Raw genomic sequence first — 25,145 nt, 5'->3', positions numbered from 1 at the left:
GCCGACCCGCGACCTGTGCGCGCGGGGTATCGGCGTAGCGCGGAATTCGGGATACTGTTCGTTACCCCGCAGACCGGGCGCTTCGACATATCGGAGGACTGCCGTGGCCACAGTGTTGAGCGATCCGTCGACGATCCTGGCCGCGCCGGGCACCGAGGGCGGTGGCGCTGCCCTCGATCAGGTGGCGCTGATGACCGGCGCTGCCGCGGTGGTCGGTGCGGTGCTGCTGTGGGTGGCCTACCTGCACCGGACGCGACGCATCACCTGGCTGCAACGGCTGGCCGACTTCAGCGGCCGCCTCATGAACCGTCCCGGCTGGGTGGCGCTGCCGATCGCGATGTTCCTCGCGACCATCCTGACCGCGTTTCTCGGCTTCATCTGGGACGTGAGCCTGCATGTCGGCAAGGGCCGCGACGACGGGCCGCTGGCCAACCCGGCGCACTATTTCATCCTCGTCGGCCTGTTCTTCCTCTTCATGGCGGGCATGCTCGCGATCATCCTGCCGCTCGACGAGAAGCCGGGCAGGGCCGCGGTGAAGATCACCCGCGACTGGTACGCCCCCGTGGGCGGCATCTTGATCGCCGGTGCCGGTCTGTACGCGCTGATCGGCTTCCCGCTCGACGACATCTGGCACCGGCTGTTCGGCCAGGACGTCACGCTCTGGGGACCCACCCACCTCATGCTCATCGGCGGCGCCGGTCTGTCGCTGATCGGCGTGCTCCTGCTCGAACTCGAGGGCCGCTACAACCGGCCCGACCCCGAACGCACCGACGGGCGGATGCTGTGGGCGATCCAGGCCTTCGCTTTCGGCGGCCTGGTGATCGGGCTGTCGGTGTTCCAGGTGGAGTTCGACTTCGGCGTCGAACAGTTCCGGCTCGTGCTGCAACCGATGTTGATCGTCTTCGCCGCCACGATCGCGCTGATCTCGGCGCGTTTGACGCTCGGACCACTCAGCACGCTGCTGCTCGTGGCCTTCGCCTTCTGCGTGCGGTACATCGTGGCGGTCCTCGTCGGCACCGGATTCGAGGCACCACGCAATGTGTTCCCGCTCTATCTCGGTGCCGCGATCGTGGTCGAACTGCTCGCCCTCCTGCCGCTGATCCGCCGACCGCTCTGGTGGGGCGCGCTCACCGGGCTCGGTGTGGCGACGGTCGGCATCTGGCTCGAATCGCTGTGGATCGAGCGGATGTTCGTCAACCCCTGGGTCGGTGGGATGTGGCTGGAACTGCTCGCGATGGCGGTGCCCGTCGGTGTGGCCGGCGGTGTGATCGGAGCGATGCTCGGCACCGTCTTGCGCGGTGAGGCACTGCCCAGACCCGCGGTGCGGCGTGGACTCGTGGTCGCCGCGGTGGTGATCGCGGCGGCGGCGACCGCGAACGGGCTGATCATCCGGGTACCGGAGAACGCGACGGCGACCGTCGCACTGACCGACGCCGATCCCGAGCAGGGTGGGCGGATGGTCACCGCCGACATCCGGCTCTCCCCCGACGATCTCATCGGTTCCGATCCGGAGTGGGTGCAGATCCTGGCCTGGCAGGGCGGTACCGGCGACGACAGCCCTGGCCACGGCCTCGTCGTGGACAAGCTGCATCGCGTCGCCGACGGCCACTTCGTCTCCACCCGGCCCGTCCCCGTGCACGGCACCTGGAAGACGGTGCTGCGCCTGCAGGACGGGCGCATGCAATCCGCGCTCCCGATCTTCATGCCGCTCGATCGCGGCATCGGCGCCGCGGAGGTGCCCGCGCCCGCGAGCTTCACCCGGCCGTTCGTCGAGGAGATCTCGGTCCTGCAGCGCGAGCGGTCCTTCGATCACCCGTCCTGGCTGATCGGTCTGGCGGGCCTGGTGGTGCTGGCGTGCAGCCTGGCCTTGATCGCGGCGATGGCGTGGGGTGCGGCCCGCGTCAACGACCGCTATCTGGCGGCGGGCAGCACACCGGACCAGAAGGCGACGGCCGGACCATGATTCGCCAGGAGAACGTCGACATCCTCGCCGACCACTCCCTCCTGCTGGCGATCCCGGCTTTCCTGCCCGCGGTGGCACTGGTCGGCCTGGTGCTGTTCATCGCGATGCGTGACCGGCGCGCGGAGAAGCGCGAAAACGAGGACGCACGAGCACAATCCGCGCCGATCGACCGCACCGAGGAGAATCCGTGACACATCGTCGGCTCCGGTACGGCCTTGTCACGATCGTCGCGGGTTCGCTGCTGGTGGGCTGCTCATCGGGTGCGGAGTCCGAGCCGGCCGACGAGCCCGCGAGCACGGCCCGCACCATCGACATCCGGATCGCGAACGGCGCGGTGTCCCCGGCCAATACGCGCACCGAAGCCGCGGTCGGGCAACGCATCGAGTTGCGGGTCGACAGTGACGCCACCGACGAACTGCATGTCCACTCGGCCCCCGCGCACACCTTTCCGGTCGCCGCGGCCTCCGGCCAGCAGTTCGACTTCACCGTGACGGTGCCGGGCCGGGTGGAGATCGAACTGCACCACCTCGGACGGACGGTGACGACGCTGCTGGTCCGGCAGTGAACCTCCTCGCCCATGGCCTCAACGGTGCCGCTGACCTGCCGATTCCGCTCACCTACGCGTTGATCGGCGCGGCGTGGGCGCTCACCTTCTCGTTCGCGCTGCTGTTCCTCGCCTGGCGTCGACCCCGGCTCGACCCCGACTCACCGGGATTTCCGCTGCCCACGCCGGTTCGCCGGATGATCGACGCCCGCGCGACGCGGACGGTCATCGCCGTGGCGAGCGTGGTGGTCACCGTCTGCGTGCTCGTCATCGCGGTGTTCGGCTCCTCGGATCCGGCCCTGAATCCGGTGCCGGGAGTGCTCTACATCGGCGTCTGGGTCGGGGTGATGGTGGCGTCCCTGCTGATCGGACCGGTCTGGAGGGTCGTATCCCCGGTCAGGGCGATCCATCGATTCGGCTGCGTACTGCTGCGACGCGCGCCGGAGCAGGGACTTCTCCGCTATCGCGAGGGGTGGGGCTATCTCCCGGCCGCTGCGGGCCTGTTCTCCTTCGTGTGGCTGGAATTGGCCTGGCGCGCACCGGGGTCGGTGAGCTCGGTGCTGACCTGGCTGCTCGGCTATCTGGTCGTGACCACGATCGGTCTCACGCTGTTCGGCACCGTCTGGGCAGAGCGGGCCGATCCGCTCGAGGTGTACAGCACGCTGCTGGCACACCTGAGCGCCTACGGCCGCGACCGCGCGGGGCAGCCGGTGTTGCGGATGCCGCTGAACAATCTCGCGGGGACTCCCGGACTCGCCGGATCTGTCGCGGTCGCGGCGACGCTGCTCGGGTCCACCGCCTTCGACAGCTTCTCGACTTTTCCGCGGTGGCGCGAACTGGTCGACGACCTGGCCCCGGTCGTCGACGCGACGCTGGTGCGCACGGCCGGACTGCTGATCTTCATCGGGGTGGTGGGCGGACTGTTCTCCGTCGCCGCGCGCGCCACCGGCGGCCTCTCCCACGCCGATCGGGCGCTGCTGCCGCGGCGGCTGGCACTCAGTCTCACCCCGATCGTGGCGGGCTATCTGATCGCCCATTACCTCACGTTCCTCCTCGAGAAGGGGCAGGCGACAGTACTGCTGTTCGCGGACCCGCTCGACCGTGGATGGAACATCGCGGGCCTGGCCGATCGCGAGGTCGCCTACGTGCTGTCGAGTCCTCCGAGTGTGCTCGCCACCTGCAAGGTGCTCGCGGTCCTGATCGGCCACGTCCTCGGTGTCGCCGCCGCCCACGACCGCTGTCTAGTGCTTCTCCCGCCGCGTCACCGGCTGACCGGCCAGCTGGCATTGATGCTGACCATGGTCGGCTTCACGTTCACCGGGCTGTATCTGCTGTTCGGGGGTTAGCGGTGTCAGGGGCACAGGGCGCGGGTCAGGATGGCCATCATGTCCGGCTGTTCGCTGGGAGGCTCGGTCCAGACGATCGTGGCGGCCCGCCCGTCGGTGGTGGCGCCGGAGAAGGTGGCGTATCCGGTGATTCCGCCGGTGTGCCCGATATAGCGTGTGCCGCAGGACAGTTCGGCCGACATCACGCCGAGACCGTATTCGGGCATGCTGTCCACGCCGGTCGGCAAGGTGGCCAGCAGCTGCTGTAGTTCCGGTTCCGCCACCACCTTTCCCGCCACCAGGTCGAGGAAGTATCGGTTCAGGTCGTCGCCGGTGGAGACCAGTGCGCCTGCCGCCCACGGCACCGAGGGTTCGATCCGGGTGACGTCCGTGCGAGTACCGTCGATCGGCGCGTAGCCGTGCGGGTGCGGACCGCGGATATCGTGCTCGCCGGTGGCGGGCAGATAGGTATCGGCCAGGCCCATGGGCGAATGATCCTGTCCTGCAAGACATCCGTATAGGAGCGTCCGGTGATCCGCTCGACGAGCATCGCGGCAACCAGGTAGTTCGTGTTCGTGTAGGTGAAGCGGGCACCCGGTGCGAACTTCGCCGGCCGCCGCAGGGCGATGGCGAGCTGTTCGGCGGGTGTGAACGTCCGGAGGTCGAGAGCGGCGCGGTATTCGTCGATCTCCGGTGCGTCGGCGAACTCCGGTAATCCGCTGCGGTGCTGCAGGATCTGACGCACCGTGATGGCCCGTCCGTCGACGCCGTCACCGACGATCGAGCCGGGCAGGTAGGTATCGATCGGCTCGTCGAGCTGTATTCGCCCCTCGGTCACGAGTTGCAGCACGATCGCCGCGACAAAGGACTTCGACACGCTGCCCACCCGAACCCGCTGCGGCGGCTCGACCGGAATCGGCACCCCGGTGGCCTGATCGCCGACACCGGCCGCCAACGTGGTGGTCTTGCCGTTCTCGGTGAGCGTCGCGATCACCCCCGACACCCCCGAGGCCACTGCCGCGTCGATGTCGTCGCGCACCCGCTGCACCCGGTCGGACGATTCCGCGCGGTTCTCGGTGGGCGAGACCTCGGGACCGTCCTCCGGATTCGCACACCCCACCAAGGAGACGACAACCGCCATCGCGGCAACGATCGAGAATCTGCGCATGATCCGACCCTAGGAATCCCGCACCGCTGACACATCCGGAACAACCCTGGACCACACCCGGAGATCACGCCGTCGCCCCGTCGGGTCCTGACGACCATCGACCCACTCGCTTGCGCTGCGGCGCTGCGACATTCGCCTTCGCGAAAATGAGATGAGCCGGGTCTGGTCCGCCGGGCAGAATGACTCGTGCTCATCGACCACTGGCCGCTGCTCGGACTGCGACTGTCCACACCCCGCCTGGAACTCCGCCTGCCCGCAGACGCGGAGCTCGCCGAGCTGGCCGATCTCGCGGCGGAAGGCGTCCACGACCCTGACCGCATGCCGTTCGCTGTCCCGTGGACAGACCTCCCTCCCCGCGAACGAGCACGCTCGGTGGTTCAACATCACTGGCTCCAACTCGGCAACTGGTCCCCCGACAACTGGACGCTGAACCTCGCGGTGTTCGAGCACGGCCGAGTCGTCGGACAGCAGGCGATCGCCGCCCGCGATTACGCGACTTTGCGTGAGGTCGACACCGGCTCCTGGATCGGTCTTCGACACCAAGGGCGAGGTATCGGCACCGAAATGCGCGCAGCGGTCCTCCACCTGGCCTTCGCTGGGCTCGCAGCCACCGACGCGACGTCCGGCGCCTTCGCCGGCAACTCGCCATCGTTGCGAGTCTCCGAGAAGCTCGGCTACGAGCAGGACGGGATCCGGCGCCTCACTGTGCGCGGGAAGGCCACCGTCCAGCGCCGAGTACGTCTCTCGCGCGCGAAATGGGAGAGCCTGCAGCGGACAACCGTCGGGATCGACGGGCTCACTCCGTGTCTGCCCTTGCTCGGCGCGGCGTGAGCTGCCTTCGAGCGGTCAGCCGGATTGTCGACCGCTCGAAGCCGTCAGCTTCTAGGAAGGGACTCGATGGCTGTCACTGACCCTCAGCGTGCACTGGCCGCCGTCACAGGAGCGCTGTAGCCGCCCCCTGGAGATGGTCTGCACCAGTCCGATCGCCCAGCACGTCGGACACCCGCGCAGCGCGACCAAACCCACGGGCAGCAGCAACAAGCTGAGCGGCCCGACCACCGGGATCAGCGCCACCGACCCGATGAGGGCGCCGAACCCCACCCCGCCGCGCACCAGGTGCTCGAACATGGACTTGCTCGCGAAATCATCGCTCATCATTTCCTCCAGGAGCCTCGTCAGGCGTGGCCCGTAGCGCTTGTTGAACTGTCGCCCGCGCCCGGTGCAGCCGTGACTTCATCGCCGCCGTACTGAGCCCGAGCGCATCGGCGACCATCCGCCCGCTGTAGCCCTGGATATCGCGCATGATCAGCACGCTGCGCTGGTCGGCGGGCAGGTCGGCGACCGCGGCCGCCACCCGGCCCGCCTCCAGACGTCGCAGTACTTCGTCCTCGGCCGAGGCAGCCGAGATGTTGTCCTGCACGAGGATTCGTCCCGACAGACCCGTCCGTGCCCGCCGCAGGCACTCGTTGCGAACGATCCGGAACATCCACGACGCCAGCGCACCGGAGGCCCGCAACATCCCGATCTTGCGATACAGGATGATCAGCGCCTCCTGCGCCGCGTCCTCGGCGTCTTCCGGTGTGGCACACAAGGAATGGGCGAACCGCTGGATATGCGGATGCGAACCCGACACCAGCGCCGCGATCGAATCCACATCACCACCCTGTGCGGCGGCGATCAATCGCTCATCGGGCCACCGCGACTCACCCACGCCCAGCTCGTTTGCGCTTCACGACCACCATGCACGTGCAGAGCAACACCAGACCGACCACAACACCGATACCGACGACCACAACAAACCTCCGTGTCCTGTCCCGACGTCCGTCGCGACACACATAAGAGGCACCGGCGACCCGAAAGGATTCACCCGTCCCGAAACTCGTCGGCAACCGCCGCGCACCTCGATATCGTTCGAATCACGCATACAGGCACCTCGAAGCCCGTCAAGGGCGACGAGCGGTGATGAGCCAAGAGCGTGAGTCGAAATACACACCGGTTTCGGTCTCGTGGTCGGCCAGAATTTCACGCAGCCGTGCGCGGGCTCGGTCGGCTTTGGTGGGCTCGAGCGCGGTGAGGAAGGCGGTGAACCCTGTCAGGCGGAGGAGGTTGTCGTAGGCGGCCGCGCAGTCGGGACCGTAGTAGACGGGCTCGTCGAGCTCGGTGAAGTCGATGTCGGTGAAACCCGCTGTCGTCAGCATGGGTTCGGTCACGGTCGGGTCGGCCAGCGAGAACGGTCCGCGGCCGGGTGTGGCGATCGACGCGGCGAGGACGTCGCTGAACACCGTCGCCCATTCGTTGCGGTCGTGGCTTTGCCAGACCAGCCACGCGAGACGACCGCCCGGACGTAGTGCGCGCGCGATGTTGGTGAAAGCGGCGACCGGATCGGCGAAGAACATCACACCGAACCTGCTGATGCAGAGGTCGAAAGCGGCGGGCGGGAAGGTATTGTCCTGCGCATCGGCCAGCTCGAAACTGACATTCGACGGCCCTTCGTCGGCGCTGATGCGACGGGCCTGTTCGAGCATCATCTCCGAGATGTCGACCCCCACCGCACTCCCGTCGACGGCCGCGCGAGCCGCCTCCCGCGTGGTCTGCCCTGTGCCACACCCGATGTCGAGCACGCGATCACCGGTGCCGACCTTCGCTGTCGCGAAGAAGTGTGCCTGGTGCAGACGTAGTTCGGCGTCGTAGTCGAACAGATCCATCGTTGTCCTCCGGAAGCTGTGTGATCGGTGCGGGCCTCGGCGGGCGGCACGCACTCGGTCCATCTCACCATCACCTTCGTCCGCGTACCCGCTCATCGCGTCCGACGGTCGAATCGACGTGACACCGACACGGCGACCCGCCAGGATGGGTCGATGTCGACACGAGAACTCGTCGTCCTCGGCACAGCCGGAGCTGTGCCCACCCGCCGTCGCAACCACAACGGCTACCTACTGCGCTGGGACGGGCAGGGCGTGCTGTTCGATCCCGGCGAGGGCACGCAGCGTCAGATGGCGCACGCGGGCGCCTCCGCGACCGAACTGAATTGGTTGTGTATCACCCATTTTCACGGTGACCACTCGCTGGGTGTGCCAGGCATCGTGCAGCGACTGGGACGCGATGGGGTGCCCCACGGCGTGCACGCCGTCTACCCCGGCGAGAATGCCGAGTATTGGGACCGGCTGCGGTACGCGACGAGCTACTACGGCTCTCCCACGCTGATCGAGCACCCGGTGAGCGGCCCCGGCGAAACGTTGCAGGGCAACGGTTTCACCCTCACCGCGCTTTCCCTCGCCCACAGCATCCCCACGTACGGCTATCGCCTCGCCGAACCGGACAGCCGGACGTTTCTGCCCGAGAAGTTGCGTGAGCACGGCATTTCCGGCGCCGCGGTCCGCGAGCTGTCAGGTCCACTGCTGGAGGAATGCTCGGCGCCGAGGCCCGGCCAGAAGGTCGCCTTCGTCATGGATACGCGCCTGTGCGACCACGTCTTCGAGCTCGCGGATGGCGTCGACCTGCTGATCATCGAGTCCACCTTCCTCGACTCCGAGACGGATCAGGCGCACGAACGCGGCCATCTCACGGCGCGTCAGGCGGGCGAGGTCGCGCGTTCCTGCGGCGTGAAAACCCTTGTTCTGACCCATTTCTCGGAGCGCTACACCGAAAGCGAGGACCACCTGTTCATCGAGCAGGCGGACTTCCCCGGCGCCGTCCTCGCCCACGATCTCGACCGTGTCGCCCTCCCGCCGCGACGCACAGGCGGCTGAGGACAGCCGCGGCACACCGGCCGCGGCTGTCAGCGGACCTAGAAGCCGAAGCTTCCGGTCGAGGGCGTCGCGGCCGGAACGTTGACCGTGACCAACTCGGAGAACGCGAACTCGGCGCCGTTGACGCAGCCACCGCGGGCGGTGATCGTGGTGCCGGGCTCGAGGCCGTCGAGCGAGGTCACGACCGTCTTGCCGGGGTCGGCCAGTGATTCCGGGGCGCTGTCACCGAAGAACACGTGGTTGTTCTCGGGACCGACGCCCGCTTCGGCCCAGCACTGCCCCCGGTCGTTGGGGTTGCGCAGGGTGGCGGTGACGGTGCCCGCCGCGGTACCGGCGAAGGTGATCTCGGGCGCTACGAACGGGGTCGCCGCGCCCGCGGGCGCGCCGGGACCGAAGGCGACAACCGCGGCTGACGCGGCAAGGATGGCTCCAGAAATTCGTCTGTTCATCACATGTTTGATGCTGCACCACAACGGATTTCGACACAAGGACAGCGCTGCCCCAGTAATCGGGGGCTGGCGCCTCAGCGCGAAACCCGGCGTGCCTCGAGCGCATCCAGGATCAGGTCCAGACCGAAACCGAACTCGCTCGAGTAGTCGTACCCCGGTTGCAGTGCGTGGTCGACGATCATCTCGGTGAGATAGGGCAACTCGTCTGCCGGAAGGTTCGCGAGAATACCGCCCGCGACTTCCTCGACGTCGGCAGGCACGGACACGGGCAGGTTCGCCTCCTGCAGGACGAACCCGCCGACGTAGCTGTCGATCAGCGAGACCGCGTGCGCGGCCATCGGCAGCGAGAACCCGGCCTCGCGAAGAACTCCGAGAACAGCATCGTGATGACGCAGCGTCGCCGATCCGGGATTGCGGCGGGAATCCATCAGCCCGAGCGCCCAGCTGTGTCGCGCCAGAACCGAACGCGCCGAACAGGCCGTGCCCCGGATCGCATCCCGCCACTGCGCACTGCCCGCCTTCGGCAACTCGATCGCCGCGAACACCGCGTCGACGACCCCGTCGAGCATCGCGTCCTTGTTCGGTACGTGGTTGTAGAGAGACATCGCCTCCACGCCGAGCTCCTGCGCCACCCGCCGCATCGTGATGGCCTCCACTCCCCCACGATCGGCGACCCGAATCGCGGCCTCCAGCACACGATCGCGGCTGAGCGGTTGTCGTACGGGCATGGGACCTCCTCGGTGACGAAGTGTTGACAAGCTTACAACCGTAAGTCAGCCTTACAGGTGTAAGTTCACACCGGCCCGAACAAGGGAGCACCCCATGCCTATGCCGATTTGGTGGGGCCACATCAACAAACGCGTCTTCAACCCACGCGCTGTCGCAGGCGGAAAATGGCCGGTCCTCACCCACACCGGCCGCTCCTCGGGAAAGACCTATCGCACCCCACTCGACGCCCACCCCGTCGACGGTGGCTACCTGTTCGTCCTCGTCTACGGATCAGCCGCGGACTGGGTGCAGAACATCCTGGCCGCCGGTACCGCGCAGCTCCGCAAGGACGGCCGGGAGGTAGCCCTCACCGCACCCCGCGTCGTCGGCAGAGACGAAGCGTTCCAGGCGCTCCCCCCGGAAATCCCCCGCCCCCCGAAACTCCTCCGCATCACCGAGTTCCTCCGCATGGACCTCGCCGACTGACCTCGCCACATCCCCAGCTGAATACAGTGGTGGCGTGACTGATTCAGCACGACCGACAACCATCCGAGGACGAGCTGTGGCCTGGGCGATCGCGACAACGATCGCGACAACGATCGTGGCCGTGCTCGCGATTTCGGTGGGCGGGGGTGCCGTGAGTGCGCTGCTCGCGGTGCGGGAGTCCGGGTCCGGTGTGCTGTCGTCCGCGGTCACAGCTGCCGTCTACGTGTGGCTGATTGCGGTCCCGGTGGCGATCGGTGCCGGTGTGGCTCTCGGGATCGGACTGCCCGCGACGGCCTTCGTGCGCACCGGCACCAGCGAACAGTCCCGGTTCCTCGCGAAATGCGGTGTGCTCGGTATCGTTGGCGCTCTGGCGCTGTGGCCGCTGGCCGCGCTCGGTGGCGTCGTCTCGACCACGTGGACAGTGCACTGGCTCAACGATGTCCCCACAGCCCAGGTATCGCATTTCGTCTGGATGGCGCTGGAACTGTCGGTCGGACAGTGGTCGGCCGCCTACACACTTCTCGCTGCGGCGGCGGCCGCCGTCGTTCCGGCCCTGATCCAGTATCGAGCCCCCACCAGCGAACACCGCATTCGGCGTGCCCTATCGGCAACCGCGGCGATTCTCGCGCTGTGTGCAATCCTGGGCACAGCCCACGCGCTTTACCTCAACAGGCCGGTCACGATGGACGCCGCGGCGCACGGATCGGGTGTCAGCCCACATCCCGTCGCAGCCAGGTGACTTCCGCGCCGACGTTGTCGGTTCCCTGACGGAATGCCTCGAGATCCTCGTCCCAGGGTGCGCCCAGTGCTCGGTCGAGTTCGGTGGAGAGGTCGAAGGTTCCGTGGACGTCCAGTTCTTTGGCGGCTTGGAGTAGGGCGCGTAATCGCATTTCGCCCAGCATCACGTCACCGTTGGCACCGGTGGATCCGTGCCAGAGGCCGAGGGTGGGGACGAAGCTGTAGCGTTCGCCGTCGACGCCTTCGCTGGGGTCCTCGGTGACTTCGAAGCGGAGAACAGGCCAGGTGCGCAATGATTGGGCTATCCGGGCCGCGGTGCCGACGGGGCCTATCCAGTCGCTGCTGGCGCGGAGTTGCCCGTCGGCCGGTTGGGTGTTCCAGCGCAATTTCGCGGGGGACGACAGCGCGGTGGACAGCGCCCATTCCACGTGAGGGCACAACGCGGCGGGCGATGAGTGGATGTAGACCACACCCGCCGTCGCGTCAGCGAACTGACTCGATGCGCGCACTTACCAACACCTCCAGCCTCGACAAGGAACGTCTTCCCCAACGGCCCGTCGTGGTCTGGCGTGGCACGAGTGTACTGAAGTGTGCGGTGTTGCGCGTGTTACTTTACTGCGTGTTATGTGTCTCTGCGATAACGGAATCGCTGAATTTCGGCCACGCCGCTCTGGCCCAGTCACCGAAATTCTCGTCGCTCAGCGCGATTGTCGCCACTTCGATTTCCGGGTCGACCCAGAGGAACGTGCCGGACTGGCCGAAGTGCCCGTAGGTGCGGGCGGAATTGGTTGCCCCCGTCCAGTGCGGGGTTTTCCCGTCGCGGATTTCGAATCCCAATCCCCAGTCGTTGGGGCGCTGGGAGCCGAATCCGGGGAGGACGCCGTTGCGGTCGGGGAATTGCACCGAGGTCGCGTCGTCCAAGGTTTGCCGGGATATCAATTGAGGTGTCAGCAACTCGGCGGCGAATAGCGTGAGGTCGGCGAGGGAGGCTCTGCACGCATGGCCGGCGGAACCGTCGAGGACCGCCGTGCGCATACCGAGCGGCTCGAAAACCGCCTCGCGCAGATACAGCGGAAATTCGATCCCGGTCACGTCGGTGAGGAAATCGGCGAGCAGTTCGAAGCCCGCGCTCGAGTAGATGCGCCGCGCCCCGGGTGCGGCGAGAACTTCGGGAGTGGCGAACGCGACGCCCGAGGTGTGGGCCAGCAGATGCCGCACGGTAGAACCGGGCGGACCCGCCGGTTGGTCGAGTTCGACCGCGCCTTCCTCGAGCGCCACGAGGGTGGCGTAGGCGACGAGCGGTTTGGTGACCGAGGCGAGCCGGAACACCCGCTCGGTGTCGCCGATGCTCGACACACTGCCGGCCGTGACCACGGCGGCGGCGGCGTTCTCGACCGGCCAGTGCTGAACCTGCTGCAACGATCGCATATCGGCAGCGTACGAGACGCGGCTACGATCGTGGACACCATGAGTCCCGCACCATCGATCCACGGCGACGTGGCGGCCGGTTTCGGCCCCGTCGCCGACGCCTTCCGCCGCAACTTCACCGATCACGGCGAGATCGGCGCCGCCGTCGCCGTCTACTCCGGTGACCAGCCACTGGTCGACCTGTGGGCGGGCCATCGCGACCGACAGCGCGAGGTGGCCTGGGAGCGCGACACGATCGTGCCGGTGTTCTCCTCGTCGAAGGGAATGTCGGCGTTCACCCTCGCGACGGCGGTGTCGCGGGGGCTGCTCGACTACGAGGCGCCGGTGGCGAAGTACTGGCCGGAGTTCGCCGCGCACGGCAAAGAGCGCATCACGGTGCGTCAGCTCATCGACCATCAGGCCGGGCTGTCGGGACTGGACCGGATCGTGAAACTGCGCGAACTGGTCGACCGCGACGCCCTCGGCGAGTTGCTGGCCGCGCAGAAGCCGGCCTGGGAGCCGGGCACCCGGCACGGTTATCACGCACTCACACTGGGCCTGTATCAGAGCGAATTGCTGCGGCGGGTGGATCCGGCGGGCCGCAGTCTCGGGCGGTTCTTCGCCGAGGAGATCGCGGGCCAGGTCGGCGCCGATCTGTTCATCGGACTGCCCGAGACCGAGTCGATGGACCGGGTCGCCCAGCTCTCGGCGACCAAGGGCTGGGACATCTGGCGCTACGAGCGGCGTGATCTGCCGCTGCGCATCGGCGGTGAGGTCTATGCCAAGCGCGGACACTCCTACGCCGCGCTGACGAATCCGCGCCCTGGCGCCCCCGCCCGCGCCGCGCGACGGGAGTTCCTGGAAATCGAATGGCCCGGCATGAACGGCGTCGGCAATGCCCGCGCGCTGGCGCAGGTCTACGGCGCCGCCGCGGGCCGCACCGGCGTGCTGCCGATCAGCGAGGACGTTCTCGACCTGCTGGCCGCCGCCGACACCGCCGACGATGTGCCCGCCGAAGACCTGGTGCTGCACACCAAGAGCCGCTACCACCTCGGTTTCCGCAAGTCGCGCGGCACGTTCCGCTTCGGCTCGGACAAACGCGCGTACGGCACCACCGGTTTGGGTGGCTCCTTCGGATTCGCCGACCCGGCAACCGGAGTGGGCTTCGGCTACAGCATGAACCGTCTCGGTATGGCGATTCTCGACGATGTGCGCAGCCGTAACCTGCGCGAGGTCGTCGTGCGGTGCGCCGCCTGAGTCAGCGATCCGAACTGACGAGCACCACGCTCGCCGGTGTTCCGTGAGACGAACACGGGCGAGCGTGGTGACCTCGATCAGTGCGCGGTAACGCCGGTCAGCTCGTTCGGCGTGGCTGCCAGAGTCGCGCTGGCGGTGATGTTTCCGGCGGCCAGGTCGACACGGTGCACCTGCTTGGACGCGGGGTCGCTCACGTAGGCGACGCCGTCGCGAACGAACAGGTTCGGGCGGGCGACCTGCCAGTCGAGCGGCTCCTGCCAGCTGCCGATCACCGGAATGGTGCGAACCACCGCGCCCGCGACGGGGTCGATGACGTGGATCTTGCCGTCGGTGCCCAGCACCAGCGCCTCACCCTGCGGGCCGCGAGCCAGCGAACGGAAGGTGTAGCTGGTGCCGATGTCGACCAGCCGCAGCGTGCCGTCGACGGTGTTCACCAGCGAAATCTGCTGCGGGCGTTCGAGTTCGGCATCTTTGTCCTGCTTGTAGTCACCGAGCACGATCGGCGACGCGTCGCTGCCGGACATGTTGCCGATCCGCCCGTAAGCGGTCGGGCTGGTGACCTTGGTGATCTTGCCGTCGCGGTAGACGACGGCGCCGGTCTGGCAGCCGATCACGACCGCCTCGCCCTGAGCCGCCGCTTCACCGTGCACGCCGGGGCAGTCCTCGTTGCGGGTGAGCTCCTTGCGGTCCTTGTCGAGCGCGACGACGCCGACCCGCTTGTCCTCGGTGCCGAGGGTGAGCACCATGTTCCCATTGCTCAACTCGATCGCGACACCGTGGTGCGGAGCGGCGGCCTGGTAGACCTCCGTCGGCTTGCCGCTGTCGACCTGCGCGGTATCGAGCACGGTGACCTCACCGGAGCCGTCGGCGAACAGCACCGTCTTGCCCGCGTGCCGGACGACATGGCCCGGCTTGGCGGCGGGGAACTGGGTTCCGGTGAACGCGGCGTCGTAGGCGTCGAAGACGCGGAAGCCGTCCTTGGTCGACACCATCAGATGGTCGTCGTCCCCGACCGGGTTGAGCCGGTTGTAGCCGTCGATCTTCACCTCGCCCCGCTGGGCCAGTGACGCGCCGTCGAGGACGTAGATGCCGCCGTCGTAGGTGAGGGCGATCGGTTCGGCGCCCGGCGTGTGCGGGTGGTCGTGACCGGAATCCTCTGTGCCGCAGCCGCTCAGCGCCATCGCCGAGGCGAGTGCCGCGGACATGGCCACCATGGTGGTGGTCCGTGACCTGTTCATGTAGTGCTCCATCTCTTGTGCGTGAATTACGTGCTCGGCCCGGATAGACCACGGGCGATGGCCTCGGTGTTGGCGCGAGCCATCTCCAGATAGGTGGCCGCGCCGTCACCGGGTGCGGTGAGCGACTCGGTGTGCAGGGCGATCACCTGCACCTGTAGTCCGGTGTGTTCGGCCAGGACGCGCGACAGCCGATCGGGCTGTGCGGAGTCGGCGAAGATCGCACTCACACCCGCGGTCCTGATCGCAGTCGCGAGGTCGTCGAGATCGGAGGCGCTCGGCGAGGCCAGGGTGGTGCCGCTGGGGATCACCGCGCCGATCACCCGGAATCCGAATCGCTGTGCGAGATAACCGAAGACGTGATGGTCGGTCACCAGCTGCCTGCGCTCGGCCGGGACGGCGGCGAACCGATCGGTCATCCACCGGTCCAGCTCGTCGACCTCGCCGAGGTAGCGCCGCGTGTTCGCCCGCACCGCGTCGGCGTCGATGCCGTCGACCCGGGCGAGCACCTCGGTACTGATCGCCTCGACGGCCGTGCGCACCCGGCGCGGATCGGTCCAGAAGTGCGGATCAGGTTGTCCCGCCGACTCATCGGAGGCGTAGGTGATCGGATCCACCCGCTCGGCCACGGCGAGGGTGGGAACCCCGGCACTGGTGGCAGCCCCCACATGCCGGGCCACGCCTTCCTCGAGCCCGAGCCCGTTGTGCACCACCAGCGCAGCCCGCTCGATCTCGGCTGCTTGACGTGCGGATATACCGAACGAATGCGGATCGGCGCCCGCCTGCATCAGCACTGTCACCGGCACCGTGTCACCGACAACGGCCCGGGTCAGATCGCCGAGGATATTGGTGGTCACCACGATCCCGGACCGCTCGGCCCCGCTGCTGCACGCACTCACCAGCGGCACGAGCAGGGCAGCCGCGAACAGGAGCGGGACTGCGCGGCGGATCGTCCCTGTGATTCGACCAATGTCGTAGCGGCGCGACGGTATCGACGTCACGGCAGCTGCCCGCCGTCGGCTCGAGGGGAGAACGTGAGAGATGTGCGCGCGCTTCACAGGCCGGTCTCCACCATCAGCGAGGGCGCGATGTCCAGCGAGAACGTGCGCGCGACGCGAAGATTGTCGTTGTAGGCGATCTCGTGGACGGTGCGCGCCCGAGAGTCGTTGATGTAGGCGCGCTCCGGGTCGACACTGATCACCGGATCTCCTTCGACGGGTCCGGCGATAAGCGCGGTACGCGTCGTCTCCGCGCCGGTTACGGGATCGATGCCGTGCAGCACACCATCGCGGGTGAGCACCAGCAGCGGCGATCCCTCACCGGCGGTGTTCACCGCGACCGCGTCGGAGATCGCGGTTCGAGTCCAGTTCTTCTTCCTGATGTCGAGGGTCCACACACCGTCGCGACCCGCGAGCGCGGTCAGTGTGGTGCTGCCGGGGCGGTGGGTGAAGGCGCTCGCCCGGTCCGAGGTCTGCGCCGGATAGGGAATCTTCTCGGCGACGATCTCGCCCTCGCGCTGGGCCACCACGAGCGCGCCGTCGGCACAGCCGACAACAACTCCGCGCCTGGTCACGGCCTGCCCTTTCGGCTGCGGACACGGGGGAGCCTGCACTTGCCCCGCCGCGCCGTCACGCCCGCGCACCTCGACTCGACCCGAACTGTCAGCCACCACGATCCGCTCGGCATACGGCACCGCGATGCCCTCGATTCGGCGTTGCGTCTGGGCGACACCGCCGTCCAGCGCCGGACGGTCGAACAAGATCGACGCGCCGGAGTCCAGCACCACCGACGCGACGGCAGCATCGCTGTACGCACCGACGACCCCGCGGCCGCCTTCCGGTGCGGGAGAAACGCTCCCGGCGCCGGGCCCCGTATCCGCAGCACTGTCGGCCGCGGCGATCACCCCGATCTCCCGGACAGGGGCTTTGTAGAAGTGCCGGTGGTCGCCGTGGTCGACGGTCCACGCCCCGCTGTCCACGACCTGGATCGACGCACCTGAACTCAGGTACGCGAAACGCCCGTCCCCCACCGCTCCAACGGTCGACACCTTCTGGTCGCCACTGTTCGGCGACGGCGCGGTGCCACCCGGCGCGCTCGAATGCGGCTGCGCTCGACCACTTTCCGCTGAGCCGGCGTCAACGGCCGTGACCTCCCCGCTCAACAGATCGATCACCCGCACAGCCCCGGCCTCGTCGGCGACAACCACGCGTGTCTGTGCCTCGCTCATCTCCTCCGCGCCCGCGACGAACCCGTGCGGCGCCGTCTCCTCGACGACCGGCACCTCTGTTGCCCCGCAGCCCACCAACGGCACAGCGGCGAGCGCGACCACGCCCACCCGGCCGACCCGTTCCCGCACCGCGGAAATGAGCGCGGACACGAAGAACGAGCCGACGGCCACCGCCGCGATGGTGGCCCCCGCAGCGGTTCCCGCGTGCCACGAAATGACCAGGCCCCCCACGGTGGACTGCCCACCGATCAACGCGGCAACCGCCATCACCACCGGCACCCGGTTCGACCAGAACACCGCGGCGGCGGGCGGCGCGATCAGCAATCCGAAGACCAGCAGCGTCCCCACGACGTGAAACGACGCCACGATCGCCAGGGTCACCAAACCCACCAGCGCCGCGTGCGCCAGCTTCGGACGCAGCCCGAGGGTGTGCGCCTTGCGTGCATCGAAGGTGAGCGCCACGAACGCGCGATGCCCGAGCACCGCCACCACCAGCGCGACGACAAGGGCCGCAACGAGATACCACAGGTCGACGGCGCGCACGGCCAGCACATCACCGAACAGGAACCCGGTCAGATCCACCGCGAAGGACTGCGACCGCGACACGATGATCACCCCGGTCGCGAGCATCCCGACGAACAACAGGCCGATCGCGGTATCCGGCGCGAACCGCTTGCCACGACTCAGCACCGACACCCCGGCGGCCATGGCGGTGCAACTGATCGCGGCGCCGATCATCAGGTTCCCGCCGAGCAACGCCGCGACCGCGACGCCGGGCAGCATCCCGTGCGCCATCGCGTCGCCGAGAAATGCCATGCCGCGCACCACCACCCAGGTCCCGGCGAGGGCGCACACGCACGACACGAGCAGCCCACCCCACAGCGCGCGTTGCACGAAAGCCACCTCGAACGGGGCGAACAGCCAATCCATAGCGCGAGACGATATACTGAAAATGATTATCGTTTCAATTGAGGTGAGATGCAGCACACAGATGACGCAGCAATCCGGATCGAGCGGCTGACCGCCGGTTACGCCCGGCGGCCCGTACTCCACGAGGTGACGGCCACGATCCCGCGCGGGCAGGTGACCGCGATCGTCGGACCCAACGGCTCGGGAAAATCGACCCTGCTCGGCGTTCTCGCCGGCACCGTGACCGCGCAGGATGGGACGGTGCACCGCACCACCACCCGGCGACCCGCCTTCGTGGTGCAGCACACGGCGATTCCGCAGACTCTGCCGATCACGGTGCGAGAAGTGGTCGCGATGGGGCGCTGGGCGCACCGCGGACCGTGGCGGCGACTGACCCGTGCGGATCGCGAGATCGCGCGCACCTGCCTGGAACGAATGGAGCTCACCGATCTGGCGACCCGGCGGCTCGACACCCTCTCGGGCGGTCAACGCCAACGCACGCTGCTCGCACAGGCTTTGGCGCAGGAGTCCGATCTACTGCTGCTGGACGAGCCGGCGGCGGGCTTGGACGAGGCGTCTCAGGCCGAGATCTCCCGGGTCCTGGCGCAGATCAGCGCGGCCGGTGTGACTGTCGTCCAGGCCACCCACGACCTGGACGAGGCGAGCCGGGCAGACCACTGCCTGCTGCTGCGGGACGGGCGGCTGAAGGCCGCGGGTCATCCGGAGAAAGTGCTGGTCAGAGCCTAGAGTCGAGGACATGACCGAGAAACCCGACTCCGTCGACGCCTATCTGGCGGCCCAACCGGTGTCAGAGCGCGCTGTCCTGCAGCGGATCCGCGAAACGATCCACCGCGCGGTGCCCGACACGGGCGAGAAGATCAGCTACGCCATCCCGGCCGCCACCATCGACGGCCGGGTGTTCATCTTCTTCGCGGGCTGGAAGTCCCACGTGAGCGTGTACCCCGTCCCCGAGGGGGACGAGGCGTTCGAGAAAGCCGTCGAGCCCTACAACTCGGGCCGTGGCACCTTGAAATTCCCACTCGGCGAACCGATTCCGTACGACCTGATCGCCCAGGTCGCGGTCCGCCTCGCCGAGCGGGCGGGCAAGAGCTGACTACCAGTCGGCTTCGGTGAAGCGGATGATGCCGCGGATGTTCTTGCCGTCCAGCATGTCCTGGTAGCCCTGGTTGATCTCTTCGAGCGAGTAGCTGCGCGTGACCATGTCGTCGAGATTGAGCTGGCCCGCCTTGTAGAGCGAGAGCAGGCGCGGCGCGTCCTGACGGGCGTTGCCGCCACCGAAGATCGTGCCCTTCACCGTCTTCTGCAACATCGACAGCAGGAAGCTGTTCATCTTGACGTCGCCGGCGTCCATGCGCCCCATCGAGGTGACGACCAGAGTGCCCGCCTTGCCGGTGAGGATCAGGCCCTCTTCGACGTAGTCGCCATGCATCTCACCCATGGTGAGGATGACCTTCTCGGCCATCCGCCCCTCGGTGGCCTCGATCATCGGCATGATCGCGGCGGCCATGCTCTCGTAGGTGTGGGTGGCGCCGAACTTCTGCGCCTGTTCGCGCTTCCACGGATTCGGGTCGATGGCGATGACCTTCGACGCGCCGGAGAGCACGGCCCCTTGCAGCGCGCTCATGCCGACGCCACCGATACCCGCGATCACCACGGTCTCACCCGGCTGCACCTGTGCCACATGGGTCGAGGATCCGAAGCCGGTCGGCACGCCGCAGCCGACGAGGCAAGCCACCTCGAACGGGATGGTGGGATCGATCTTCACAACGGACGTGTGGTGCACCGTCATGTACGGGGAGAACGTGCCGAGCAGGCACATCGGGATGACATTCTCGCCACGCGCCTGGATGCGGTACGTTCCGTCCGAAATGGCCTGCCCCATCAGCAGTCCCGCGCCGAGGTCGCACAGCGCCATGTTGCCGGCGACGCACGAGGGACAGCGGCCGCAGGCGGGGATGAACGACAGGATGACGTGGTCACCCACGGCCAGGTCGGCCGGACAGTTCGGGCCGAGCTTGGTGATCACACCCGCGCCCTCGTGCCCACCCATCACCGGGTAGGACGGCATCGGCGTCGCGCCGGTGACGATGTGATGGTCGGAGTGGCACATGCCCGCCGTTTCCATCCGGATCTGCACTTCACCGGCGACGGGGTCGCCGACCTCGATCTCCTCGACCGACCATTCCTGGTCGGTGCCCCACAGGATCGCGCCCTTCGTCTTCATGCCGGTAGACCTCTCGCCAAGCTCGTGCCTCGTTGTGACTGCACTCACCCTAGCCACAAATCACCGGTTTCTGAAACACGTTCTAGAAAATATTCGAGAGATTTCTATCCGCGCACGTCATGGACGTGGTGCACGACGTCGTGCAAGAAGTACCGGCCCAGCGAGGTGACCGTGAACAGCGAACCGTCGCTGCGCGCGCCCCGCAGATCGAGCCGATCGGCGGGCACCGCACCGAACGCGGCAGCCACACGATCGGCGGCGAGCGCCAGCTCCCGGGCGACCACGGCGGGATCCTGCTGGTCGTAGCGATCGGCGACGGCGGTCGCGTCCTGATCCCAGTTCTCGAACCGCGGCGCCTCGACCCCGTCACCGTCGAGCATCAGCGCGAGCCTGGTGTCGAAGATCCGGCACACATCGCGTACATGAGCGCCGTACTCGAGGGCCGACCAGGTCAGCTCGTCGGGACGCACTCGCGCATCGTCACGTTCGAGCGCCGTGCCGATCCTGGCGGCGCTGTCGAGCACGAGCTCGGGGACGGCCGAGTACGCGGTGGCCTCGGCATCGAATCCGCACTCCGAGCAGGCGCGTTCGAGGACCCAGGTCCAATTCTTGGTGTCGGGGACGATCATGGAAGTCAGCCTAAATTGTCCTCTTTTTATGCTCCATCAATATCCAGCCAACTATCGGCGAGATACGGCATCATTCGGCGAGCTGAGTCGCCTGCTCGAAGAGTTCCAGCGTCACCGCGTGCAGGAAGTCGCCGACCGGTTTCGGCGCCTTGCCCGCGAACGCCCGCGCGTAGGTGCCCTCGAGGACGATGCCCAGCTTGAAGCAGGCCAGCACGGTGTACCAGGTGACGGCACTGAGATCGCGGTCGGAGAACTTGCCGTAGTGCTCGATCATCTCCGCCTCGGTCGGCAGACCGCCGACGGTGCCGAGGGTGCCCATCAGACCCGCCCCGACGGTGCCGGGCTCGGGCCGGGTCGCCAGCTGCCAGCCCAGGTCGAGCAGCGGATCGCCGATCGTCGACATCTCCCAGTCGACCATCGCCGCCACCTCGGGGCCGTCGTAGTCGAACATCATGTTCGCCAGGTGACAGTCGCCGTGCATGATGCCGGGCAGCCAGTCCGCAGGCCGGTGCCGCTCGAGCCAGTCGCCGATCCGCTCGACACCGGGGATCTGCGGGCCGGGGTAGCCCTCGTTGGCGTTGTAGGAGTCGAGTTCGCGCAGCCAGCGCGGGACCTGCCGCTCGAGGAAACCCGCGGGACGGCCGTAGTCGTCGAGGCCGAGCGCCTGATAGTCGAGGGAGCCGAGCCGGGCGATGGCCTCGACCGCGGACAGACCCATCTGGCGCCGGACCTCGGGATCACCAGCGTGCAATTCGGGCAGTTCCGTCTGTGGGTTGAAGCCGCGGATGGGCTCCATCAGATAGAACACCGCGCCGATCACCGATTCGTCGTCGCAGGCCGCGATCACCCGGGGCGAACGCACCTCGGTGTCGGCGATCGCGCGCAGCAGCCGTGATTCCCGGCCGATCACCTCATTGCTCTTGGCGCGCAGATGCTTGGGCCCGCGCCGCAGCACGTACTCACGCCCGCCCCGGGTGAAGCGCAGCATCACATTCTGCGTGCCGCCGCCGAGAGCGGTGACCGCGTCGAATTCCGTCCCGGGCAAGCCCTGTTCGTCCATCCACCGTCCGATCGCCGCGAAATCGGCGATCGCCGGGTCAACATCGACAGGTTGAGAAACAGCCATGCCGCACATTGTGCCCGGAGTTCGGCGGGGGCTGCGCGGGAATGCGCACGCGCACGCCCGGCGTAATGTTTCTGCCACGATGCGCACGCTCTTGATCGACAACTACGACTCGTTCACCTACAACCTCTATCAGCTGATCAGCGAGGTCAACGGGAGCGAGCCGACCGTCGTGCGCAACGACGAGGCCGACGGCTCCCTCGACCTCGACCAGTTCGACAATGTGGTGATCTCGCCCGGACCCGGCCGCCCGGACCGCGCCCGCGACATGGGGGTGTCGACAGCGCTGATCGCGCAGACCGATCTGCCGCTGCTGGGCGTGTGCCTAGGCCATCAGGGGATCGTGCTCGGCGCGGGCGGAACGGTGGAGCGCGCGCCACAGGCCAGGCACGGTTTCCTCGACCAGGTGACCCACGACGATCGGGATCTGTTCGCCGGTCTGCCGCAGGGCTTCACCGTGGTGCGCTACCACTCGCTCGCGGCGCGGGAGCCGCTGCCCGCGTCGCTCGAGGTGACCGCGTCGACCAGCGATGGGGTGATCATGGGGGTGCGCCATCGCGAGCGGCCGCAGTGGGGTGTGCAGTTCCACCCCGAGTCGGTGTCGAGTGAATTCGGCGCCGCGCTGCTGCGCAACTTCGCCGATCTCACCAAGGCGCGCACACGGGTAGCCGCACCGGTGGTCGTGCGCGGACCCGCGGTCGTGGCGCCCGTTTCCCATGAACGCTCATTCAGCCTGCGGCACAAGGTGATCGAACGCGCGATCGATACCGAAGCGATCTTCCTGCGCCGGTGTGCCGACGCTCCGAGCGCGTTCTGGCTCGACAGTGAGCACGTCGAACCCGGCCTGGACCGGTTCTCGTTCCTCGGCGACGCGCGCGGGCCGCATGCCGAAATCGTCGGCTATCGGGTCGGCGACGCCCGCGTCACCGTGACGGACGTCATGGGCACCCGTACCGTCGCGGGCACGGTCCTGGACTATCTCGATCGCGAACTCCGGGCGCGGCACTGCGATACCCCGCCGTTGCCTTTCGATTTCGCGGGCGGCTACGTCGGCTATCTCGGTTACGAGGTGAAGGCCGACTGCGGTGCGAACATCGCGCACCGCTCCCCCACCCCCGATGCCCAGTGGATCTTCGCCGACCGGCTGGTCGTCGTCGACCACGAGGCCGGGCGAACTCACCTGCTCGCCCTGTGCGAACCCGCCACCGCCAGCGACGCCGAGCAGTGGCTGCGCGAGTCTTCCGAGTCCCTCGACGATCTCCCCACCTGGGCCAATCCCGCCGACCTGCCCGTGCCCGCCGATCCCGACGCCGTACAGGCGCATCTGGTGCGTGGCCGCGACCGCTATCTCGCGGATATCGCGGTGTGTCAGGACCGGCTGCACGCGGGCGAGTCCTACGAGATCTGCCTGACCGACGCGGTCGCCGTCGCCGCAGCGCCCGAGGACGGATTCGCCTTCTACCGGCGACTGCGTCGCTGCAATCCGGCACCGTACGCCGCCTACCTCCGCTTCGACGGTCTGGATGTGGCGTGTTCCTCGCCGGAACGGTTCCTGAAGATCGACCGGGATCGGGTGGTCGAGAGCAAACCGATCAAAGGCACCGCCCCGCGCGGACGGACCGCCGACGAGGACGAGCGCCTGCGTCGCGCGCTGGCCGACGACCCGAAGACCCGGGCCGAGAACCTGATGATCGTCGACCTGTTGCGCAACGACCTCGGCCGCGTCTGTGACGTGGGTTCGGTGCACGTCCCGAAGCTGATGGACACCGAAACCTATTCCACCCTGCACCAATTGGTGTCGACCGTGCGTGGCACGCTGCTTCCCGGCGCCGGGGTGATCGACTGTCTGCGCGCCTGCTTCCCCGGCGGTTCGATGACCGGCGCGCCGAAGCTGCGGACCATGGAGATCCTCGACGAACTGGAAACCCAAGCGCGCGGCATCTATTCGGGCACCATCGGTTTCCTCGGCCTGAACGGCACCGCCGACCTCAACATCGTCATCCGCACGGCAGTCCGCTACGACGACGAGTGGCGGATCGGCGCGGGCGGCGCGATCGTCCTCGATTCCGATCCCGAGGACGAGTACGCGGAGATGGTGCTCAAGGCGGCGGCGACATTCCGGGCTCTGACTCCCGGGATGTGAGTTCGACGCCCACGCAGCAATACCGGTCGGGCCACGTCGCGGCCGGATCGGACGGCGTTCGAGGAATCAGCGTCGCCGACGGCCGCGTTTGTCCGGCTCCGGTTCCGGTGCGGGTTCCTCGCCCCCACGCCCCGTGATCCGCCCGAGCAACCCGACACCGGGCAGCTTCGCCACCGCGCCGAACACGTCCTCACCCAGGGAGATCATCGCCTCGAGCCGTGGCAACAACCGGTCATAGGTGGCGAACACCGGATCAGCCAGCGCCAACGTCCGATCGAGCCGATCGATCGTGCTGTTGAGCCGATCGACCGCGATCGACAGGTTCTCCACCAGATCCGGCAACTGCGCGGCCAGCTGCGCCGACGCGGGCGGCAACCGAACCGCCGCATCGAAGGCGTACCCCGCTGTCTGCTGAGCGGCATCGATAGCCTGCCCCGCCGCAGTCTGCGCCGCCCCCACCGCCGCCTGAGCCGCCGACAGCAACTCCGCCCCCGGCACCTTCCGCGCCTGCGCCGGAGCAGGCTCCTCCGCGCGCCCCCGTCTCCTCGGGTTCGTCATAACACCACTGTGCCCCAAGGACGCCACAGACGCAGGGAAGCACACCCCGCACCGCCTCGTGTCACGCCAGAACTCCGCCGCCTAACTGCTGCACCACCCCGAACCCGCAGACCGCCCTCACCCCCGACCACAGTCCACCCAGCCGATCCCCCTCTTCAACAACCCACCCAACCCACCCACCGCACTCCCGACCCCTAGGTAGGGACGGCCACGAAGTGGCCGGTCCGCGGCCGGGCCGCCGGTTAGGCGCCGCGGAGATGCGACGAAGGAGCGATTCCGCGG

Annotated in this window: 26 protein-coding genes and 1 pseudogene; 12 read left to right on the top strand and 15 right to left on the bottom strand. The window is 67.8% G+C overall.

Going from position 1 to position 25,145, the window contains the following annotated elements; translation table 11 throughout:
- Window positions 1-190: 190 nt before the first annotated feature.
- From ACFULV_RS30485 to ACFULV_RS30470, 4 genes are read left to right on the top strand one after another with little or no spacing between them, the layout of a single operon-like run.
- A complete protein-coding gene (locus ACFULV_RS30485) occupies window positions 191-1,963 on the top strand; it encodes a hypothetical protein (protein WP_378662757.1) in 1,773 nt (590 codons plus the stop codon).
- Window positions 1,960-2,154 (top strand): hypothetical protein, encoded by a 195-nt coding sequence (locus tag ACFULV_RS30480; RefSeq protein ID WP_378639068.1) that lies wholly within the window; start codon window positions 1,960-1,962, stop codon window positions 2,152-2,154. The genes ACFULV_RS30485 and ACFULV_RS30480 overlap by 4 nt, the downstream gene beginning before the upstream one ends.
- On the top strand, window positions 2,151-2,528 hold the full coding sequence (locus ACFULV_RS30475; protein WP_378639065.1) for a hypothetical protein: 378 nt from the start codon (window positions 2,151-2,153) through the stop codon (window positions 2,526-2,528). Before ACFULV_RS30480 ends, ACFULV_RS30475 begins: the two co-directional genes overlap by 4 nt.
- Window positions 2,525-3,853: a hypothetical protein gene (locus ACFULV_RS30470; protein WP_378662685.1), complete on the top strand. Its 1,329-nt coding sequence runs from the start codon at window positions 2,525-2,527 to the stop codon at window positions 3,851-3,853. Before ACFULV_RS30475 ends, ACFULV_RS30470 begins: the two co-directional genes overlap by 4 nt.
- A 5-nt stretch (window positions 3,854-3,858) precedes the next feature.
- Here ACFULV_RS30470 and ACFULV_RS30465 read toward each other — a convergent pair.
- Window positions 3,859-4,973, bottom strand: a pseudogene (locus ACFULV_RS30465) (serine hydrolase domain-containing protein).
- Window positions 4,974-5,186: 213 nt separating this feature from the next.
- Here ACFULV_RS30465 and ACFULV_RS30460 point away from each other — a divergent pair.
- Window positions 5,187-5,831, top strand: a complete 645-nt coding sequence (locus tag ACFULV_RS30460; protein WP_378662682.1) for a GNAT family N-acetyltransferase — start codon at window positions 5,187-5,189, stop codon at window positions 5,829-5,831.
- Between the two features lie 51 nt (window positions 5,832-5,882).
- Here the strand turns inward: ACFULV_RS30460 and ACFULV_RS30455 are convergent, their stop codons facing one another.
- From ACFULV_RS30455 to ACFULV_RS30445, 3 genes are all read right to left on the bottom strand, one after another.
- Window positions 5,883-6,155: a hypothetical protein gene (locus ACFULV_RS30455; RefSeq protein ID WP_378662679.1), complete on the bottom strand. Its 273-nt coding sequence runs from the start codon at window positions 6,153-6,155 to the stop codon at window positions 5,883-5,885.
- The gene (locus ACFULV_RS30450; RefSeq protein ID WP_378662676.1) at window positions 6,145-6,711 is read right to left on the bottom strand and encodes an RNA polymerase sigma factor; all 567 of its coding nucleotides are present in this window, start codon (window positions 6,709-6,711) and stop codon (window positions 6,145-6,147) included. The genes ACFULV_RS30455 and ACFULV_RS30450 overlap by 11 nt, the downstream gene beginning before the upstream one ends.
- Window positions 6,712-6,943: 232 nt before the next feature.
- A complete protein-coding gene (locus ACFULV_RS30445) occupies window positions 6,944-7,705 on the bottom strand; it encodes a class I SAM-dependent methyltransferase (protein ID WP_378662674.1) in 762 nt (253 codons plus the stop codon).
- 153 nt (window positions 7,706-7,858) lie between these two features.
- Between ACFULV_RS30445 and ACFULV_RS30440 the strand changes: the two genes are divergently transcribed.
- Window positions 7,859-8,749 carry a ribonuclease Z gene (locus tag ACFULV_RS30440; protein ID WP_378662671.1) on the top strand — a complete coding sequence of 297 codons (891 nt, stop codon included), beginning with the start codon at window positions 7,859-7,861 and terminating at the stop codon, window positions 8,747-8,749.
- A 38-nt stretch (window positions 8,750-8,787) separates the two neighbouring features.
- Here ACFULV_RS30440 and ACFULV_RS30435 read toward each other — a convergent pair whose 3' ends face one another.
- Window positions 8,788-9,198, bottom strand: coding sequence for a hypothetical protein (locus ACFULV_RS30435; RefSeq protein WP_378639045.1), 411 nt, complete (start codon window positions 9,196-9,198; stop codon window positions 8,788-8,790).
- Window positions 9,199-9,272: 74 nt separating this feature from the next.
- On the bottom strand, window positions 9,273-9,926 hold the full coding sequence (locus tag ACFULV_RS30430; RefSeq protein ID WP_378662668.1) for a TetR/AcrR family transcriptional regulator C-terminal domain-containing protein: 654 nt from the start codon (window positions 9,924-9,926) through the stop codon (window positions 9,273-9,275).
- A gap of 94 nt (window positions 9,927-10,020) precedes the next feature.
- Between ACFULV_RS30430 and ACFULV_RS30425 the strand changes: the two genes are divergently transcribed.
- Both ACFULV_RS30425 and ACFULV_RS30420 read left to right on the top strand, forming a co-directional pair.
- Entirely contained in the window at window positions 10,021-10,392 is a 372-nt protein-coding gene (locus ACFULV_RS30425; RefSeq protein WP_378662665.1) for a nitroreductase family deazaflavin-dependent oxidoreductase, read from the top strand.
- 34 nt (window positions 10,393-10,426) lie between these two features.
- Window positions 10,427-11,131 carry a hypothetical protein gene (locus ACFULV_RS30420; protein ID WP_378662662.1) on the top strand — a complete coding sequence of 235 codons (705 nt, stop codon included), beginning with the start codon at window positions 10,427-10,429 and terminating at the stop codon, window positions 11,129-11,131.
- Here ACFULV_RS30420 and ACFULV_RS30415 read toward each other — a convergent pair.
- Together ACFULV_RS30415 and ACFULV_RS30410 are read right to left on the bottom strand one after the other, a co-directional pair.
- A complete protein-coding gene (locus ACFULV_RS30415; RefSeq protein ID WP_378639037.1) occupies window positions 11,103-11,639 on the bottom strand; it encodes a DUF3145 domain-containing protein in 537 nt (178 codons plus the stop codon). The genes ACFULV_RS30420 and ACFULV_RS30415 overlap by 29 nt on opposite strands.
- A 103-nt stretch (window positions 11,640-11,742) precedes the next feature.
- A complete protein-coding gene (locus tag ACFULV_RS30410; protein ID WP_378662659.1) occupies window positions 11,743-12,558 on the bottom strand; it encodes a serine hydrolase domain-containing protein in 816 nt (271 codons plus the stop codon).
- Between the two features lie 39 nt (window positions 12,559-12,597).
- On the opposite strand from ACFULV_RS30410, the gene ACFULV_RS30405 reads away from it, so the two are divergent.
- On the top strand, window positions 12,598-13,794 hold the full coding sequence (locus tag ACFULV_RS30405) for a serine hydrolase domain-containing protein (RefSeq protein WP_378662656.1): 1,197 nt from the start codon (window positions 12,598-12,600) through the stop codon (window positions 13,792-13,794).
- Between the two features lie 77 nt (window positions 13,795-13,871).
- Here the strand turns inward: ACFULV_RS30405 and aztD are convergent, their stop codons facing one another.
- From aztD to aztB, 3 genes are all read right to left on the bottom strand, one after another.
- Window positions 13,872-15,032 carry a zinc metallochaperone AztD gene (aztD, locus tag ACFULV_RS30400; protein WP_378662654.1) on the bottom strand — a complete coding sequence of 387 codons (1,161 nt, stop codon included), beginning with the start codon at window positions 15,030-15,032 and terminating at the stop codon, window positions 13,872-13,874.
- A 26-nt stretch (window positions 15,033-15,058) separates the two neighbouring features.
- Entirely contained in the window at window positions 15,059-15,931 is an 873-nt protein-coding gene (aztC, locus tag ACFULV_RS30395) for a zinc ABC transporter substrate-binding protein AztC (RefSeq protein WP_378662755.1), read from the bottom strand.
- Between the two features lie 152 nt (window positions 15,932-16,083).
- Window positions 16,084-18,243 carry a zinc ABC transporter permease AztB gene (gene aztB, locus ACFULV_RS30390; RefSeq protein WP_378662651.1) on the bottom strand — a complete coding sequence of 720 codons (2,160 nt, stop codon included), beginning with the start codon at window positions 18,241-18,243 and terminating at the stop codon, window positions 16,084-16,086.
- On the opposite strand from aztB, the gene aztA reads away from it, so the two are divergent.
- Both aztA and ACFULV_RS30380 read left to right on the top strand, forming a co-directional pair.
- The gene (aztA, locus tag ACFULV_RS30385) at window positions 18,235-18,912 is read left to right on the top strand and encodes a zinc ABC transporter ATP-binding protein AztA (protein WP_378662648.1); all 678 of its coding nucleotides are present in this window, start codon (window positions 18,235-18,237) and stop codon (window positions 18,910-18,912) included. The two genes, aztB and aztA, sit on opposite strands and share 9 nt — an antisense overlap.
- A 10-nt stretch (window positions 18,913-18,922) precedes the next feature.
- Window positions 18,923-19,279 (top strand): iron chaperone, encoded by a 357-nt coding sequence (locus tag ACFULV_RS30380; RefSeq protein WP_378662645.1) that lies wholly within the window; start codon window positions 18,923-18,925, stop codon window positions 19,277-19,279.
- Here the strand turns inward: ACFULV_RS30380 and ACFULV_RS30375 are convergent, their stop codons facing one another.
- The 3 genes from ACFULV_RS30375 to ACFULV_RS30365 form a co-directional block, all read right to left on the bottom strand.
- On the bottom strand, window positions 19,280-20,410 hold the full coding sequence (locus ACFULV_RS30375; RefSeq protein WP_378639020.1) for an NDMA-dependent alcohol dehydrogenase: 1,131 nt from the start codon (window positions 20,408-20,410) through the stop codon (window positions 19,280-19,282).
- Window positions 20,411-20,514: 104 nt separating this feature from the next.
- Window positions 20,515-21,039 carry a DinB family protein gene (locus ACFULV_RS30370; protein WP_378662643.1) on the bottom strand — a complete coding sequence of 175 codons (525 nt, stop codon included), beginning with the start codon at window positions 21,037-21,039 and terminating at the stop codon, window positions 20,515-20,517.
- Window positions 21,040-21,109: 70 nt separating this feature from the next.
- A complete protein-coding gene (locus ACFULV_RS30365) occupies window positions 21,110-22,174 on the bottom strand; it encodes a phosphotransferase family protein (protein WP_378662752.1) in 1,065 nt (354 codons plus the stop codon).
- A gap of 70 nt (window positions 22,175-22,244) precedes the next feature.
- Here ACFULV_RS30365 and pabB point away from each other — a divergent pair, with 70 nt between their 5' ends.
- Window positions 22,245-24,305, top strand: coding sequence for an aminodeoxychorismate synthase component I (gene pabB, locus ACFULV_RS30360; RefSeq protein WP_378662640.1), 2,061 nt, complete (start codon window positions 22,245-22,247; stop codon window positions 24,303-24,305).
- A 66-nt stretch (window positions 24,306-24,371) separates the two neighbouring features.
- Here the strand turns inward: pabB and ACFULV_RS30355 are convergent, their stop codons facing one another.
- Window positions 24,372-24,863: a hypothetical protein gene (locus tag ACFULV_RS30355; protein WP_378662638.1), complete on the bottom strand. Its 492-nt coding sequence runs from the start codon at window positions 24,861-24,863 to the stop codon at window positions 24,372-24,374.
- Window positions 24,864-25,145 lie beyond the last annotated feature (282 nt).

The sequence above is a fragment of the Nocardia sp. NPDC057272 genome, from assembly GCF_042668615.1.
Taxonomy (GTDB): Bacteria; Actinomycetota; Actinomycetes; order Mycobacteriales; family Mycobacteriaceae; genus Nocardia.
This window is presented reverse-complemented; position numbering and strand designations above follow the sequence as displayed.

Excerpts from the sequence above, each read along its gene's own strand:
- ACFULV_RS30435 (WP_378639045.1), bottom strand. The coding sequence starts at position 9,198 with ATGAACAGACGAATTTCTGGAGCCATCCTTGCCGCGTCAGCCGCGGTT.
- aztD (WP_378662654.1), bottom strand. The coding sequence starts at position 15,032 with ATGAACAGGTCACGGACCACCACCATGGTGGCCATGTCCGCGGCACTC.
- ACFULV_RS30380 (WP_378662645.1), top strand. The coding sequence starts at position 18,923 with ATGACCGAGAAACCCGACTCCGTCGACGCCTATCTGGCGGCCCAACCG.
- ACFULV_RS30440 (WP_378662671.1), top strand. The coding sequence starts at position 7,859 with ATGTCGACACGAGAACTCGTCGTCCTCGGCACAGCCGGAGCTGTGCCC.
- ACFULV_RS30410 (WP_378662659.1), bottom strand. The coding sequence starts at position 12,558 with ATGCGATCGTTGCAGCAGGTTCAGCACTGGCCGGTCGAGAACGCCGCC.
- ACFULV_RS30355 (WP_378662638.1), bottom strand. The coding sequence starts at position 24,863 with ATGACGAACCCGAGGAGACGGGGGCGCGCGGAGGAGCCTGCTCCGGCG.
- ACFULV_RS30425 (WP_378662665.1), top strand. The coding sequence starts at position 10,021 with ATGCCTATGCCGATTTGGTGGGGCCACATCAACAAACGCGTCTTCAAC.
- ACFULV_RS30445 (WP_378662674.1), bottom strand. The coding sequence starts at position 7,705 with ATGGATCTGTTCGACTACGACGCCGAACTACGTCTGCACCAGGCACAC.
- ACFULV_RS30485 (WP_378662757.1), top strand. The coding sequence starts at position 191 with ATGACCGGCGCTGCCGCGGTGGTCGGTGCGGTGCTGCTGTGGGTGGCC.
- pabB (WP_378662640.1), top strand. The coding sequence starts at position 22,245 with ATGCGCACGCTCTTGATCGACAACTACGACTCGTTCACCTACAACCTC.
- ACFULV_RS30405 (WP_378662656.1), top strand. The coding sequence starts at position 12,598 with ATGAGTCCCGCACCATCGATCCACGGCGACGTGGCGGCCGGTTTCGGC.
- ACFULV_RS30430 (WP_378662668.1), bottom strand. The coding sequence starts at position 9,926 with ATGCCCGTACGACAACCGCTCAGCCGCGATCGTGTGCTGGAGGCCGCG.
- ACFULV_RS30480 (WP_378639068.1), top strand. The coding sequence starts at position 1,960 with ATGATTCGCCAGGAGAACGTCGACATCCTCGCCGACCACTCCCTCCTG.
- ACFULV_RS30455 (WP_378662679.1), bottom strand. The coding sequence starts at position 6,155 with ATGAGCGATGATTTCGCGAGCAAGTCCATGTTCGAGCACCTGGTGCGC.
- aztA (WP_378662648.1), top strand. The coding sequence starts at position 18,235 with ATGCAGCACACAGATGACGCAGCAATCCGGATCGAGCGGCTGACCGCC.
- ACFULV_RS30370 (WP_378662643.1), bottom strand. The coding sequence starts at position 21,039 with ATGATCGTCCCCGACACCAAGAATTGGACCTGGGTCCTCGAACGCGCC.
- ACFULV_RS30375 (WP_378639020.1), bottom strand. The coding sequence starts at position 20,410 with ATGAAGACGAAGGGCGCGATCCTGTGGGGCACCGACCAGGAATGGTCG.
- ACFULV_RS30365 (WP_378662752.1), bottom strand. The coding sequence starts at position 22,174 with ATGTGCGGCATGGCTGTTTCTCAACCTGTCGATGTTGACCCGGCGATC.